Origin of the sequence: Caballeronia catudaia (assembly GCF_001544755.2) — a bacterium.
Taxonomy (GTDB): Bacteria; Pseudomonadota; Gammaproteobacteria; order Burkholderiales; family Burkholderiaceae; genus Caballeronia; species Caballeronia catudaia.
Genome location: NZ_FCOF02000010.1, coordinates 96,130 through 111,334, shown reverse-complemented (window position 1 = coordinate 111,334; position 15,205 = coordinate 96,130). Strand labels below are relative to the sequence as shown.

At 65.3% G+C, this 15,205-nt stretch carries 9 protein-coding genes; 4 read left to right on the top strand and 5 right to left on the bottom strand.

Translation table 11 applies throughout. The annotated features are described in order from the left end of the window. The first annotated feature begins 232 nt into the window (after positions 1–232). From map to AWB75_RS13710, 4 genes are all read left to right on the top strand, one after another. Positions 233–1,042: a type I methionyl aminopeptidase gene (gene map / locus AWB75_RS13725; protein ID WP_061124622.1), complete on the top strand. Its 810-nt coding sequence runs from the start codon at positions 233–235 to the stop codon at positions 1,040–1,042. A gap of 70 nt (positions 1,043–1,112) precedes the next feature. Continuing rightward, positions 1,113–3,698: a [protein-PII] uridylyltransferase gene (locus AWB75_RS13720; RefSeq protein WP_061124621.1), complete on the top strand. Its 2,586-nt coding sequence runs from the start codon at positions 1,113–1,115 to the stop codon at positions 3,696–3,698. A gap of 6 nt (positions 3,699–3,704) precedes the next feature. Continuing rightward, entirely contained in the window at positions 3,705–5,771 is a 2,067-nt protein-coding gene (locus tag AWB75_RS13715; RefSeq protein WP_087086610.1) for a pseudouridine synthase, read from the top strand. A gap of 217 nt (positions 5,772–5,988) precedes the next feature. Further along, positions 5,989–6,225, top strand: a complete 237-nt coding sequence (locus tag AWB75_RS13710; protein ID WP_061124620.1) for a hypothetical protein — start codon at positions 5,989–5,991, stop codon at positions 6,223–6,225. A gap of 56 nt (positions 6,226–6,281) precedes the next feature. Here AWB75_RS13710 and def read toward each other — a convergent pair whose 3' ends face one another. The 5 genes from def to AWB75_RS13685 form a co-directional block, all read right to left on the bottom strand. Continuing rightward, positions 6,282–6,815 (bottom strand): peptide deformylase, encoded by a 534-nt coding sequence (gene def / locus AWB75_RS13705; protein ID WP_014191121.1) that lies wholly within the window; start codon positions 6,813–6,815, stop codon positions 6,282–6,284. Further along, positions 6,812–8,890, bottom strand: coding sequence for an NAD-dependent DNA ligase LigA (ligA, locus tag AWB75_RS13700; RefSeq protein ID WP_061124619.1), 2,079 nt, complete (start codon positions 8,888–8,890; stop codon positions 6,812–6,814). The genes def and ligA overlap by 4 nt, the downstream gene beginning before the upstream one ends. A gap of 213 nt (positions 8,891–9,103) precedes the next feature. Beyond that, entirely contained in the window at positions 9,104–10,366 is a 1,263-nt protein-coding gene (locus AWB75_RS13695; RefSeq protein ID WP_061124618.1) for a cell division protein ZipA C-terminal FtsZ-binding domain-containing protein, read from the bottom strand. A 148-nt stretch (positions 10,367–10,514) separates the two neighbouring features. Beyond that, a complete protein-coding gene (gene smc / locus AWB75_RS13690; protein WP_061124617.1) occupies positions 10,515–14,030 on the bottom strand; it encodes a chromosome segregation protein SMC in 3,516 nt (1,171 codons plus the stop codon). Positions 14,031–14,161: 131 nt separating this feature from the next. Then, positions 14,162–15,148, bottom strand: a complete 987-nt coding sequence (locus AWB75_RS13685; protein ID WP_061124616.1) for a DMT family transporter — start codon at positions 15,146–15,148, stop codon at positions 14,162–14,164. Positions 15,149–15,205: the final 57 nt, after the last annotated feature.

Genomic DNA, 15,205 nt, shown 5'->3' with positions numbered 1-15,205 from the left:
TGTCTTTCGAAACCGTGACGGCAATATGGATTACGACTTAGCCCAGAAGTATAGCATGTGACGATTGTCCGGCTCAAGCCGCCCACTCGAAGGGACAACCGGCCAGTGCGCGCCCCGCAATCCCGCCGCCGCGCCGCCCGCCTTGAACTATCCGGGTGCGGCTCATTTCCTAAGGTGCGATAATGCCGCTTTCGCGGCTCACTGCCGCATACACGCATTTCCGGGCCAAGTCATGTCCATCACGCTGAAAAACGAACACGATATCGCGCAGATGCGGGTCGCCTGCCGGCTCGCCAGCGAAGTGCTCGATTTCATCACGCCGCACATCGTGCCCGGCGTGACGACCGAGGAGCTCGACCGCCTCTGTCACGAATATATGGTGAAGGAACAGGGCACCGTTCCCGCGCCGCTGAATTACCAGCCGCCCGGCTATCCGCCGTATCCGAAGGCAACCTGCATTTCCGTGAACGATGTGATCTGTCACGGCATCCCCGGTGAGAAAGTGCTGAAGAATGGCGACGCGCTGAACATTGACATCACCGTGATCAAGAACGGGTATTTCGGCGATACGAGCCGCATGTTCATCGTCGGCGAGGGTTCGATTCTGGCGAAGCGCCTCGTGCAGACCACATTCGACTGCATGTGGCTGGGCATCGATCAGGTGCGCCCCGGTGCGCATCTCGGCGACATCGGCCATGCCATCCAGAAGCACGCCGAGTCGCAGGGTTACAGCGTGGTGCGCGAATACTGCGGCCACGGCATCGGTCAGGTGTTCCACGAAGAGCCGCAAGTGCTGCATTACGGGCGTCCGGGCACGGGCATCGAACTGGAGGCGGGCATGATTTTCACCGTCGAGCCGATGATCAACGCAGGCCGCCGCGAAATCCGCACGATGCCCGACCAGTGGACCGTCAAGACGCGCGACCGCAGCCTGTCGGCGCAGTGGGAGCACACCGTGCTCGTCACGCCGACCGGCTATGAAGTGCTGACCGTCTCGGCGGACACGCAGGCGCCGTCGCAACTCATCGCGGCCACCGCCTGATTCCGCGTTCTTCCGCGCGCCGGCACGCAGGCTGGCGCGCCACTCTCCTCTCGCCTTTTTCGTCCAGTCCATGAGCAGCACTGCCGCCGTCGCCACGCCCTGTGAAACGCTGCGCGCCGCCTACAAGGCGGCGAAGGCGGCGCTCATCGAACGCTTTCAGGCGACGTCGAACGTCGAGCCGCTCATGCACGCGCTCGCGCGCGCCACCGACGACGCCCTCAAAGGCGCCTGGGCCGCCTGCGACATGCCAGACCACGCGGCGCTCGTCGCGGTCGGCGGGTATGGGCGCGGCGAGCTCGCGCCCTATTCCGACGTCGACATTCTGGTGCTCCTGCCCGATGCGTCGCCGCAAAGCGAGGACGCGGAACTCAACGGCCGGGTCGAGCGCTTCATCGGCATGGCTTGGGATCTGGGGCTGGATATCGGCAGCAGCGTGCGCTCGGTCGAGCAATGTATTGCCGAAGCGGGCAACGACATCACCGTGCAGACGTCGCTGCTCGAGGCGCGGCGCATTTGCGGCGACACGGCGCTGTTTCAGCGTTTCGGTGCGCGCTATCGTGAGACGCTCGATCCACGCGCGTTCTTCCAGGCGAAAGTGCTGGAAATGCGTCAGCGCCACGCGAAGTTCCAGGACACGCCCTACAGCCTCGAACCGAACATCAAGGAAAGCCCGGGCGGCCTGCGCGATCTGCAACTCATTCTGTGGATCGCGCGCGGGGCGGGCTTCGGCAGCAACTGGCGCGAACTGGACACGTGCGGGCTCATCACCGATCGCGAAGCGCGTGAGCTGCGCCGCAACGAAGGCTTCCTGAAGGCGCTGCGCGCGCGCCTGCACGTGATCGCGAAACGTCGCCAGGACATTCTCGTATTCGATTTGCAGACGCCGCTCGCCGAAAGCTTCGGCTTCGAGGCGACGACCGCCAAGCGCGCGAGCGAGCAGCTCATGCGCCGTTACTACTGGGCGGCGAAGGCGGTCACGCAACTCGCAACCATCCTGATCCAGAACGTCGAAGCGCAGCTCTTTCCGTCGACGAGCGGCATCACGCGCGTCATTTCCGGGCGCTTCGTCGAGAAGCAAGGCATGCTGGAAATCGCCCGCGACGATGTCTTCGAGCGCGAGCCGCACGCCATTCTCGAATCCTTCCTGCTCTACGAACAGACGCGCGGCGTGAAGGGCTTCTCGGCGCGCACGCTGCGCGCGATCTACAACGCGCGCGACCTGATGGACCGCAACTGGCGGCGCGATCCGGAGAACCGGCGCCTGTTCATGGAAATTCTGAAGCAGCCCGAAGGGATCACGCACGCGCTGCGGCTCATGAACCAGACCAGCGTGCTCGGGCGCTATCTGCTGAACTTCCGGCGCATCGTCGGCCAGATGCAGCACGATCTCTATCACGTCTACACCGTCGATCAGCACATCCTGATGGTGTTGCGCAACCTGCGGCGTTTCGCGATCGCCGAACATGCGCACGAGTATCCGTTCTGCAGTCAGCTGATGGGCAACTTCGAGCGCCCGTGGGTGCTCTATGTCGCGGCGCTGTTTCACGACATCGCGAAAGGCCGCGGCGGCGATCATTCGACGCTCGGCATGGTCGACGCCCGGCGCTTCTGCCGCGAGCACGACATCGGGCAGGAAGACACCGAACTCGTCGTCTGGCTCGTGCAGCAGCATCTGACCATGAGCCACGTCGCGCAGAAGCAGGACACGAGCGATCCGGAAGTCATCAAACAGTTCGCGACGGTGGTGAAGACCGAGCGGCGGCTCACGGCGCTTTATCTTCTGACCGTGGCCGATATCCGCGGCACGAGCCCGAAAGTCTGGAACAACTGGAAGGGCAAGCTGCTGGAAGACTTGTTCCGCGCGACGCTGGCCGTGCTCGGCGGCGCGCAGCCCGACGCGCATTCGGAACTCAAGTCGCGACAGGAAGCGGCGCTTGCGCTTCTGCGCCTCGAAACCGTGCCCGAACATGCGCAAAAGCGTCTTTGGGATCAACTCGACGTCGGCTATTTCTTGCGGCACGATCCGGCCGATATCGCGTGGCAGACGCGCGTGCTGTATCGACACGTCGAGAGCGATTCGCCGATCGTGCGCGCGCGGCCCTCGCCCATCGGCGCCGCGCTGCAAGTCCTCGTCTACGTGAAGGACCGGCCGGATCTTTTTGCCGGCATCTGCGCGTACTTCGACAAAAACGGCTTGTCCGTGCTCGATGCGCGCGTGACGACGACACGGCACGGCTACGCGCTCGACAACTTCCTCGTCGCGCATCCGGACCACGACGGGAGTTATCGCGACATCGCCAATCTCGTCGAGCAGCAACTGGCCGCACTGCTGGTGGACGAGCGCATCTTGCCGGAGCCGTCGAAAGGCCGCCTGTCGCGGCTCGTGCGCACATTTCCAATCACCCCGCGCGTCGATCTTCGCCCCGACGATCGTGGTCAGTACTACATCCTGTCTGTGTCGGCCAACGACCGGCAGGGCCTTCTTTATTCGATCGCGCGCGTTCTGGCGCAACACCGGATCGGCGTGCAGGCCGCGCGAATCAACACGCTCGGCGAACGTGTCGAGGACGTGTTTCTGCTCGACGGCAAAAGCCTGTCGAACAACCGCACCCAGATCCAGGTGGAAACCGAGCTGCTGCGCGCGATCGCAGCCTGAGACTTTATGCGCGTCAAACTGACAGCCAAACATCCGCGTCCCACGTCGGCGACGCGATCGCCGGTCCGATCCGGCACTGCCACCGGGCGCAAGCCTGTGCGCCCAGCGGCGCCCGAAGAGGCGCGTCCAAAGCGCGCGGGCCAGCCGGGCGCTGAAAAGCGTGGAGATACGCCGCGAGAACCGCGCGCGTTCAAATCGCGCGGCGACGATTCGCGTTCCGGGTCCGGTCCGCGTAGGCCGTTCGAAGATCGTCCGGCTCGTGGCGAGCGCACGGCGGGGAGCGATGAGCGTCGCGCCTTCAAACCGCGTGGTGACGATTCGCGTCCGGCGTTCGGCGAGCGCGGTCCGCGCAAGTCGTTTGACGACCGCCCGGCACGCGGCGAGCGCACCTCGGGCGGCGATGAACATCGCGCGTTCAAACCGCGTGGCGATGATTCGCGTCCTGCTTTCGGTGAGCGCGGTCCGCGCAAGTCGTTCGAAGATCGTCCGGCTCGCGGCGAGCGCACCTCGGGCGGCGATGAACATCGCGCGTTCAAACCGCGTGGCGATGATTCGCGTCCTGCTTTCGGTGAGCGCGGTCCGCGCAAGTCGTTCGAAGATCGTCCGGCTCGCGGCGAGCGCACCTCGGGCGGCGATGAACATCGCGCGTTCAAACCGCGTGGCGATGATTCGCGTCCTGCTTTCGGTGAGCGCGGTCCGCGCAAGTCGTTCGAAGATCGTCCGGCTCGCGGCGAGCGCACCTCGGGCGGCGATGAACGTCGCGCGTTCAAACCGCGTGGCGACGATTCGCGTCCTGCGTTCAGCGAGCGCGGTCCGCGCAAGTCGTTCGAAGATCGCCCAGCCCGCGTCGAGCGCACATCGGGCGGCGATGAGCGTCGCGCATTCAAACCGCGTGGCGACGATTCGCGTCCGGCGTTCGGTGAACGCGGTCCGCGCAAGTCGTTCGAAGACCGGCCGGCTCGCGGCGAGCGCACCTCAGGCGGCGATGAGCGTCGCGCATTCAAACCGCGTGGCGACGATTCGCGTCCGGCGTTCGGTGAACGCGGTCCGCGCAAGTCGTTCGAAGACCGGCCGGCTCGCGGCGAGCGCACCTCAGGCGGCGATGAGCGTCGCGCGTTCAAACCGCGTGGCGACGATTCGCGCCCCCCTTTCGGTGAACGCGGTCCGCGAAAGTCGTTCGAAGACCGCCCGGCGCGCGGCGAGCGCAGATCATCCGAAGAGCGCCCGTTCGCAAAGCGCGAGCAAGCGCACAAACCCACAGCCAACCCCGCCGCGCCCGCCGCCGACTCCGCAGCGAAGCCTCGCGAACATCACGACGGCCTCGTGCGTCTTTCGAAAGTGATGTCCGAACTCGGCCTCTGCTCACGCCGCGAAGCCGACGAATGGATCGAAAAAGGCTGGGTGCTCGTCGATGGCGTCATCATCGATACGCTCGGCTCGCGCATCCGTCCCACGCAGAACATCGAAATTCTGCCCGCGGCGCATTCCGCGCAGTCGCAACTCGTGACGATCCTTCTGCACAAGCCGGTCGGCTATGTCTCGGGGCAGGCCGAAGACGGCTACGAGCCCGCAGTCACGCTCATCAACCAGGCCAATCACTGGGACGAGGACCGTTCGGGCATCCGATTCGCGCCCGGGCATCTGCGCACGCTTGCGCCCGCCGGACGCCTCGACATCGATTCGACGGGCCTGCTCGTGCTCACGCAGGACGGCCGCATCGCGAAACAGTTGATCGGGGGGCATTCGGAAGTCGACAAGGAATATCTCGTGCGCGTGCGCTTCGGCGAGCATACGCTCGACGTCGATCAACACCTGCCCGCCGAGAAGCTCGCGCTCTTGCGTCACGGCCTCGAACTCGACGGCGTGCCGCTCAAGACGGCGCAGGTCAGTTGGCAGAACGGCGAGCAGCTTCGTTTCGTCCTGCGGGAAGGCAAAAAACGGCAGATTCGCCGCATGTGCGAACTGGTCGGACTTGACGTCGTCGGCCTGAAGCGCATCCGCATGGGGCGGGTCACGCTCGGCGCGCTGCCGCCCGGGCAGTGGCGCTATCTCGCGCCGAACGAGACTTTCTAAGCGAGTTGTAGCGTCGCAAAAATACGACGTTTCAGCGAACAATTTGGCACGATGCAGTCCCGATCGTGCCTTTTCGTTTTTGGCCGCTTTTTGGCTAAAGAAAATGAGTCATCGATCCGATACACCTGTCAGGCGATGGGCGCCGCATGCGACCTCGCCATCGAAGCGGGCGGCACCAGGATCAGCAGCATCGAAACGGCATTGAGGGAGAATCGCCATGTCAGTTGAAATCATCGTTCGTGAGACGGGGACCGGTCTGGAGATCGTCAACGGCCGACGACGGCTCGAAGCCCTGCTCGCCCTGCGCGACGAAGTCGTCGTGACGAGCCCCGGCGTCGGCGAAATGGTCATCGCCCGTCTGCCCGACGGACGTCTGCAAGCGTCCGCGAATCCGGAACATGTCGCGCTGTTTCGCCAGCCGGATATCAGCGGCAACCCCAAGGCGATGGCGTAAAGAAAAGGCCGCCTCTCGCGAAGCGGCCTCGTTCCCTTGCGGTTCACCGAGCGCGTTTATTCGTCGCGCACCGGATCGAGTCCCGGAAAGAGCACCTCCGTGAAGCCAAACTTCGAGAAATCGGTGATGCGCATCGGATAGAGCTTGCCGATCAGATGATCGCACTCGTGCTGCACGACGCGGGCATGAAAGCCTTCGGCGAGGCGCTCGATCGCGTTGCCGTATTGGTCGAAGCCCTGATAACGGATCATCGAAAAACGCTGCACCGCGCCGCGCAAACCCGGCACGGACAGGCACCCTTCCCAGCCCTCCTCCATGTCGTGCCCGTTCGGCATGATGATCGGATTGATGAGCACCGTTTCCGGCACCGACGGCGCGTCGGGATAACGCTCGTTGTGCCCGAAACCGAAAATCACCACCTGCAAATCGACGCCGATCTGCGGCGCGGCGAGCCCCGCGCCGTTGGCGTCGCGCATCGTGTCGAACATGTCCTGCACGAGCGCGTGCAATTCCGGCGTATCGAAATGCTCGACCGGCTGCGCGATGCGCAACAGGCGCGGATCGCCCATTTTCAGGATTTCACGAATCATGGAGTCACTCCTTCCAAAAGCTTCTTCATGCCGTCTTCGTCGAGAACGGGGACACCGAGTTCCTCCGCCTTCGCGAGCTTGCTGCCCGCGTCCGCGCCCGCCACGACGTAGTCGGTCTTCTTAGATACCGAGCCGGCCACTTTTGCCCCGGCCGCCTCCAGCATTTCCTTCGCTTCTTCGCGCGCGAGCGTAGGCAGCGTGCCCGTCAGCACGACGGTCTTGCCGGCGAGCACGCCCTGCGGCGCTTTCGGCGCGGGCGGACCTTCCGGCCATGAAACCTTCACGCGCAACTGCTCGATCACATGCTGGTTGTGCTCTTCGCTGAAGAAGTTGTATATGGCTTCGGCCACGATCGGACCGACATCGTTGACTTCGAGCAGCTGTTCCACCGATGCCGACATGATCGGATCGAGCGAGCCGAAGTGCTTGGCGAGGTCCTTCGCCGTCGATTCGCCCACATGCCGGATGCCGAGCGCGTAGATGAAGCGCGCGAGTGTCGTCTTGCTGGCTTTCTCCAGCGAATCGATCAGATTCTGCGCGGATTTGTCCGCGAAACGATCGAGCGCCGCGAGTGTCGAGAAGCCGAGACTGAACAGATCCGCGGGCGTGCGCACGAGATTCTGCTCGACCAGTTGATCGATGATCTTCTCGCCGAGCCCATCGATGTCGAGCGCGCGGCGCTGTGCGAAGTGCCAGAGCGCCTGCTTGCGCTGCGCCGGGCAAAACAGTCCGCCCGTGCAGCGCGCGATGGCTTCGTCCGGCAGGCGCTCGATCTTCGAGCCGCAGACCGGGCATTCCGTCGGCATCACGAATTCGCGCGCGTCGGCCGGACGCCGCTCGAGGATCGCCCCGACGACTTCGGGAATCACGTCGCCCGCGCGCCGCACCGTGACCGTATCGCCGATGCGAATGTCCTTGCGGCGCACTTCGTCTTCGTTGTGCAGCGTGGCGTTCGTGACGGTCGCGCCGCCGACGAACACCGGCGCAAGACGCGCCACCGGCGTGATCGCCCCCGTACGGCCGACCTGCACGTCGATGGCCAGCAATTGCGTCAAGGCTTCCTGTGCCGGGAATTTGTGCGCGAGCGCGAAACGCGGCGCGCGCGAAACGAAGCCGAGCTTGTCCTGCTCGTCGCGGCGATCGACCTTGTAGACGACGCCGTCGATGTCATACGGCAGCTTCTCGCGCTTCTCGCCGATCTCGTGAAAGAAGCCGAGCAAACCGTCCGCGCCAACGACTACCGCCCGCTCCGCATTCACGGGCAAGCCCATCTCCTTGTACCAGTCGAGAAGCGCGGCGTGCGTGGCGGGCATTTCGCCGCCTTCCAGCACGCCAATGCCATACGCGAAGAACGACAGCGAACGCTGCGCCGTCATCTTCGGATCGAGCTGGCGCAGTCCGCCCGCCGCCGCGTTGCGCGGATTCGCGAATTCGCGCTGCTCCGCGTCGCGCTGACGCTGATTCAGGCGCTCGAAATCGCGCTTGAACATGAGCACCTCGCCGCGCACGTCGAGCCGTTTGGGCACGCTCTCGCCCTTCAGCGTGAGCGGAATCGAGCGGATCGTGCGGACGTTGGCGGTCACGTCCTCGCCGGTCGCACCGTCGCCGCGCGTGGCCGCCTGCACGAAGCGGCCGTCGTCGTAGCGCAGGGAAATCGCGAGTCCGTCGAACTTGAGTTCGCATGCGTATTCGACGCTCGCATGGCCCAGCGCATCGGACACGCGTTTGTCGAACGCAGCGATGTCTTCATCCGCGAAGCCGTTGTTGAGCGAGAGCATCGGCACGTCGTGAACGACCGGCGTGAAGCCCGCAGCCACTTCGCCACCCACGCGCTGCGTCGGCGAATCCGGCGTGATCAGATCGGGGTGATCGGTCTCGATGCCCTGAAGCTCCTTGAAGAGCGTGTCGTATTCGGCGTCGGGAAGGTCCGGCTGGTCCAGCACGTAGTACGCGTAGTTCGCACGCTCGAGCTCCGAGCGCAGCCAGGCCGCGCGTTCGGCCGGGCGATCGGCGCTGGGCACGGCAGCGCCCGACTTTCGGGCGGCGGCGGATTCGGCTTTTGATTTTGCGGACATGCGGCTTCGATTCGAATGGGTGAGTTAAATCGGTCAACCGGTCGTTCGATTGTCTCAGAAGATCGGTAAATCGTGGCCTCGGCCGAACGGGATAAGCGCGGACCTGATCGCGGGCCGATATGCGGCTGCGCGCACGCAAAAGAAAGCGCCCCGGCCGGGGCGCGTTTCTGCGACGGCGGGCACGCGCGGCCAGCCGCGCGCACGAGCAGGCGACTACTGGCTGAAAAGACGCCGCGTCGCGGGCGAGCCGGCCGGAATGCCCGCCTGCTCCAGCTTCGCATACAGCGTCATCAATTGCTTTTCTATGGCGAGCAGCGCGGATTCGGGCAGCGGCCGGCGTTGATCGTCCACGACGCGCGCACCGATGCGCTCCGAGAGGGATTTGGCGTAATCGCACATGAGGCGGAACGGAAGAATGTCTTCATCCGCGACGGGCACGTCGAGCACCAGCGTGATCATCTGGCCGCCCTTGTAGGTGAGGTCGTCGCGCAGGAAGTTGGTATCGCCGAACTGGAGCATGAAGACGGGGTTCTGCTTCGCGTCGAGCTTCACGAAGCGCGTGCCGTCGCGCGAGAGCAGCAAGCCGTCCTGCGACGCCACCGCCTGCACGTAATTCGCGGACCACGGCGCGCCGTCGGAGAGAATGTTGATCGACAGTTGCGCGTCGCATTGCGCGGCGAACGCGTCAAGCTCGCGCGCCATGCCGACGGTTTCCATCATGTCGGGAAAGTCGGGCGCGCCGTCGATGGCGTCGGCCAGGCGCTGCACGCCGGTCACGAACTCGGAGAATTCGAGCTCGTTCAGCGGGCCGCTGCGGTTCGCCAGTTGCGCGGCCGCGCGTAGTTCCTCGTAGCGCACGCCGTTGCGCGGCAACTCCCATGCGCTCTCGCCTTCCGCCTTGCCCTCGATGGTGACCGGCTTCGTGCCCGCGCGGCGCAGACGCTGCGCGAGCGGAATCACGCGATCGCCCGCGACCGGCGCGGCGAGCCGGATCGGCACGACACAATCGATGCGTCGATCGACCGTCGCCGGCGGCGCCGATGAAATGGTCGTCGCGGCGGGCAGCACCGGTTCGGCGCGTTCGTCTTCGCTGCCGTTTTCATCGCTTTCGGCGACGCCGTTGGCGGAAGTCGCCTCGGCCTGAAGATCGACGGCGGTATCGGCCGGCGCGATCGGCGGCGTGGCCGTCGACGTGTCGGAAGGCGCGCCCGCGGTCCCGAAGCTCGGCTCGACACGCGTATCGCGCGGCTCGGCGTTGGCGTCGCCCGCCACCGGCTCACGCCGAGACTGGCGAACGGGCTCGATGAACGGCTGCTCGTCGTCGGTTTCCTGACGCGCGAGCGCATCGGCAGCTTCGTCGGGCATCGGGCGCGGCATCTTGCGACGCACCTTGGCCGACTGCCACGCGTTGTACACGACCACGCCGCCCACCACCACGGCTCCGGCTCCAACCAAACCGAGTGTCAACTCGTCCATGCAGGCTCCATCATTCTTTTAGGTTACGAAGCGCCGCGCGATCTGTCGCACGCATCGCGCCGTCTGGCCGATGCGCGCACTCCGCGCCGTGACGCACGTTGCCGGAACGTCGTCCGGTCTTCACTCAATTCGAATCCGGCGCAATGCTTCAGCCGTTCTGCGCAAAGCCCGCCGCAGCTTCCATGTCCACCGCGACGATGCGCGACACGCCCTGCTCCTGCATCGTCACGCCGATCAGTTGCTGCGCCATTTCCATCGCGATCTTGTTGTGCGAGATGAACAGGAACTGCGTCTTCGCCGCCATCGCACGCACGAGATTCGCGAAACGCTCCGTGTTGGCGTCGTCGAGCGGCGCGTCCACTTCGTCGAGCAGACAGAACGGCGCGGGGTTCAACTGGAACATCGCGAACACGAGCGCGGTCGCGGTCAGCGCCTTCTCGCCGCCCGAAAGCAGATGGATCGTCGAATTCTTCTTGCCCGGCGGCTGCGCCATCACCTGCACGCCGGCGTCGAGGATTTCGTCGCCGGTCATGATGAGCTTCGCCTGGCCGCCGCCGAAAAGACGCGGGAACAGTTCGCCGAAGTGACGGTTCACCTCGTCGAACGTGCCTTGCAGCAACGCGCGCGTTTCCTGGTCGATCTTCTGGATCGCGTCTTCCAGCGTGCCGATGGCGTCGTTCAGATCCGCCGATTGCGCGTCGAGGAAGTGCTTGCGCTCGGTCGCCGCCGCGAGTTCTTCGAGCGCGGCCATGTTGACCGGCCCGAGCGCGGTGATCGCGTTGTTCAGGCGCGTGACTTCGCCCTGCAGATACGAAGGCTTCATGTCCGGCGTGAGCTTTTCGGCGAGCTCCGCTTCGTCGACGCCCGCCGCCTGCAACTGCTCGACAAACTGCTCGCCGCTGATGCGCGCGGCCTGCTCCTTCAACTGCAATTCGTTGATTCTGTCGCGCAGCGGCTGCAGCGAGCGTTCCGCCAGCAGACGCTGCTCGTCGCACTGACGCAAACGCGCGGTGAGATCGTCCAGTTCGACGCGCGCCGCATGCAGCAATTCCTCGCGCGCCGCGCGCACTTCCAGCGCGTCCTGCAACCCGGTTTGCGCGGTTTGCTCGTTGATGGTTTCGAGCTCGGCCCGCGCGTCTTCCAGCGTGCCCGCGATGCGCTCGCTCTGATCGTGCGCCGTGTCGATGTTGCGCCGATATTCGTCGATCTTCGCGGACAGGCCGCGCACGGCGAAACCGGCATCGCTCGCGGCGCGTTCCAGCTCGCGCAGTGCGTGGCGCGCGTTCGTCAGTTCTTCATCGAGCGATTCGAACGCGAGCTGGTTGTCCTCGAAGCGCGCCTGCAACTGCGCGATCTCGCCGTCGTGACGTTCGAACGCGGCTTCCGATTCGGCACGCAGCGCGCGCTGCTCGTCGACCTGCGCGGCGATCTCTTCCAGTTCCTCGCCGATCTGCGTGTTGCGCTGCGTGTAGCGCTCGTGCGCCTGCGCGAGCTTCAGCACGTCCATCTGCAATGCGTGCACGCGCTGCGTCGCGCGTTCGGCGGCGGCGCGCGCTTCGGCGAGCGTGTGCGAGCCTTGGGTATGCGCGGCATCGGCGCGTACGGCGTTGGCCTTCGCTTCATCGGACAGGAGCGCCTGTGCGCGCACCTGTTTCGTCAGATTCTCGATTTCCTGTGCACGCGCGAGCATGCCCGACTGCTCGGAGTCCGACGCGTAAAGCTGCACGCCCACGCGCGTGACGATATGCCCCGCCTTCACGACGAACGCGGCGCCGTCCGGCAACTGATTGCGCGACGCGAGCGCCTGCGCGAGGTCATCCGCGACGAAGATCGTCGCGAGCCATTCGTTCAATACGGCACGCAAGCCCGGATCGTCGATGCGCACGAGCGAAAGCAGCGAGCGCAGCCCTTGCGGCGCCTCGAACGGCTTGCCCGCGACGGGCGGCGAATAGAACGCGAGCTTGGCGGGCGGCGCATCGGTGGCGAAGGCCTTGACCCAATCCAGATTCGATACCTCGAGCGCGGCGAGACGCTCGCGCAGTACGGATTCGAGCGCCGCTTCCCAGCCCGTTTCGACATGCAGCTTCTTCCACAGACGCGGCAGCGCGCCGAGCTCGTGCTTGTCGAGCCAGGGCTGGATCTTGCCTTCGGTCTGCACGCTTTCCTGAAGCTGCTTCAATGCGGCGAGACGCGCTTCGAGCTGATGGATGTGCGCGCTTTCCTTCTGCACGCGTTCCTGCGCGGCGCGCCGTTCGGCATCGAGACGCGGCACGGTCTCCTGCGCATCGGCGAGGCGCGCCTGGGCTTCGGCAAGCACCTCTTCGTGCTCGGCGAGCTGCATGCGCAACTCTTCCAGTTGCGCTTCGTCGGGCGCGTCCAGTCCGCTCGCTTCGTTCTTCAGACGTTCCTGGCGCTGCTGCAATTGCTGAAGCTGCTGATCCGCGTTGCGCTGATGCGCCGCTTCGAGCTTCAGGGCCTGTTCCGCGCGCGCGATGCCCGCGCGTTCTTCGTTCAACTGGGCCTGCGCATCGCGCCAGCGGGCTTCGAGCGCGGGCAGCGCGTCGTGCTTCGCGGCGGCATTCTCCTGCGCGATGGCGGCCTTCTCTTCGCCTTCCGCGAGCGCTTCGGTGGCGGTGTCGATTTCGTCGCGCGCCCTTTGCGCCTGCGACTGCCACTGCTCACGTTGCGCCGTGAGCGCGGCGATTTGCGCCTGCACGCGATTGCGCGATTCGACGATGAAGCGGATCTCCGCTTCCAGCCGGCTCACTTCGGCATTCGCTTCGTACAGCGAGCCTTGCGCGCCCTGCATCGCGTCGCTCGCGCTGTAATGCGCGACGCGCAGCGTCTCCAGTTGCGCTTCGACTTCACGCAAACGCGCGGTCTGCGCTTCGAGCTCGACCTGCGCCTCGCGGATCGCGCGCTGCTGGCGCTCGGCTTCGTTGCCCGCTTCCTTCTTGCGAAGAAGCCACAGAAGCCGCTGCTTCTCTTCGCCTTCGGCCTGCAAGTCCTTGTACTTCGTCGCGACGGCCGCCTGCGCTTCGAGCTTCTCGAGATTCGTGGAAAGCTCGCGGACGATGTCCTCGACGCGCGTCAGATTTTCACGCGTATCGTGCAGACGATTCTCGGTTTCGCGACGGCGCTCCTTGTACTTCGACACACCTGCGGCTTCCTCGAGGAACACGCGCAGTTCTTCCGGCTTCGCCTCGATGATGCGCGCGATCATGCCCTGCCCGATGATCGCGTAGGCGCGCGGGCCGAGGCCGGTGCCGAGGAAGATGTCCTGAATGTCGCGGCGGCGCGCAGGCAGATTGTTGATGTAATAGCTGGAGGTGCCATCGCGCGTCAGCACGCGCTTCACGGCGATTTCGCCGTAAGCGCTCCACTGACCGGCAGCGCGGCCGTCGGCATTATCGAAGATGAGTTCGACGCTCGCCCGGCTGCCGGGTTTGCGCGCCGTCGAGCCGTTGAAGATCACATCCTGCATCGATTCGCCGCGCAGCTCCGAGGCGCGCGATTCGCCGAGCACCCAGCGCACGGCATCGATGATGTTGGACTTGCCACAGCCATTCGGCCCGACGACGCCGACCAGTTGGCCGGGGACCTGGAAATGCGTGGGATCGACGAAGGACTTGAAGCCAGCGAGTTTTATCGAGGTCAGACGCACGGCGATATCGCTGTTTTAATGAGTGACGGAGGATAAGGCAGACAGAGCAGACAGACCGCCGCGCGGCCCGTCGATCGCCGGACGAGCAGGACTCGAATGCCATCGAGACTGGCCCGGCGAAGCGGACACCATCATACCATCGCGCGAGTCGATTTCTTTTTGCTTTGCGGCGCATCGCCGGCGATGTCGAGCGCTTCGGGCGCGGGGGGCGAACGCGAGGCGCCCTGCCGATGCACCCACGCCGACAGCACGCACGCCGCGACGATGCACGCGCCGCCCGCCCATTCTCGCGGACCGGGCACTTCGCCCGCGAACAGCCACGCCGAGAGCGCCGTCACGACGAGCTCGAAAAGCATGATGATCGACGCGCGATTGGCCGGCACGCGCGCGAGCCCGACCTGCACGATCATGTTGTTGACCGCGAGCACGATCCCCAGCCCGATCACGATGAACGTCACCGTGGGCAAGAGCGCGGCCGCGGGCGGCTCGGGCATCGGCTCGAACAGGGTGACGACGGAAGCGACCAGCGCCGCGCCGCCGAAGATCACCGCGGTGCGCATCTCGGCCTTCATCGCAGGCAAGGTGCGCGTGACCTTGACGACGAGCACGTTACTCATCGCGAAGCCCATGCCGCCCATAAGACCCGCCCATTCCGCGAGGTTTGCGGGCAGCGGCAAGCCGAGCTCGGGCGACCAGAGCATCGTCACCGCGCCGGCGAGCGACAGCAGCGAGAGCAAGGCATCGGCGCGCGTGAGGCGTTCCTTGAGGATGAAGTGCGCGAAGATCGCGGTCCAGGCAGGCGTCAGATAGAACAGCAGCAGCACGCGCATCACCTGTCCGTGAATCGCGCCCCACACGAAGCCGATATTCGTGACGCCGGCCGCCACCCCGAGCGCGACGAGCAGCCAGTGCCACGACAGCGTGCTGATCGAGCGGCGCTTCGCGAGCAGCACGAAGATGCACGCGGCGCCGCTCGTCGTTGCGCTGGCCGCCGTGCCGGACAGGCCCATCGCGGCGAGCATGCGCATCGGATACCAGACGAGCCCCCACACCGACGCGCCGAGCATGATCGCGAGCGTCGGCCATGCCAACGATGCATTGCGCACGTTACCGGTCATTGCGATACACCGTTCTTCATTCGCTCTTTGTCCTTCGTCGCACGCGCCGCCCGCCGC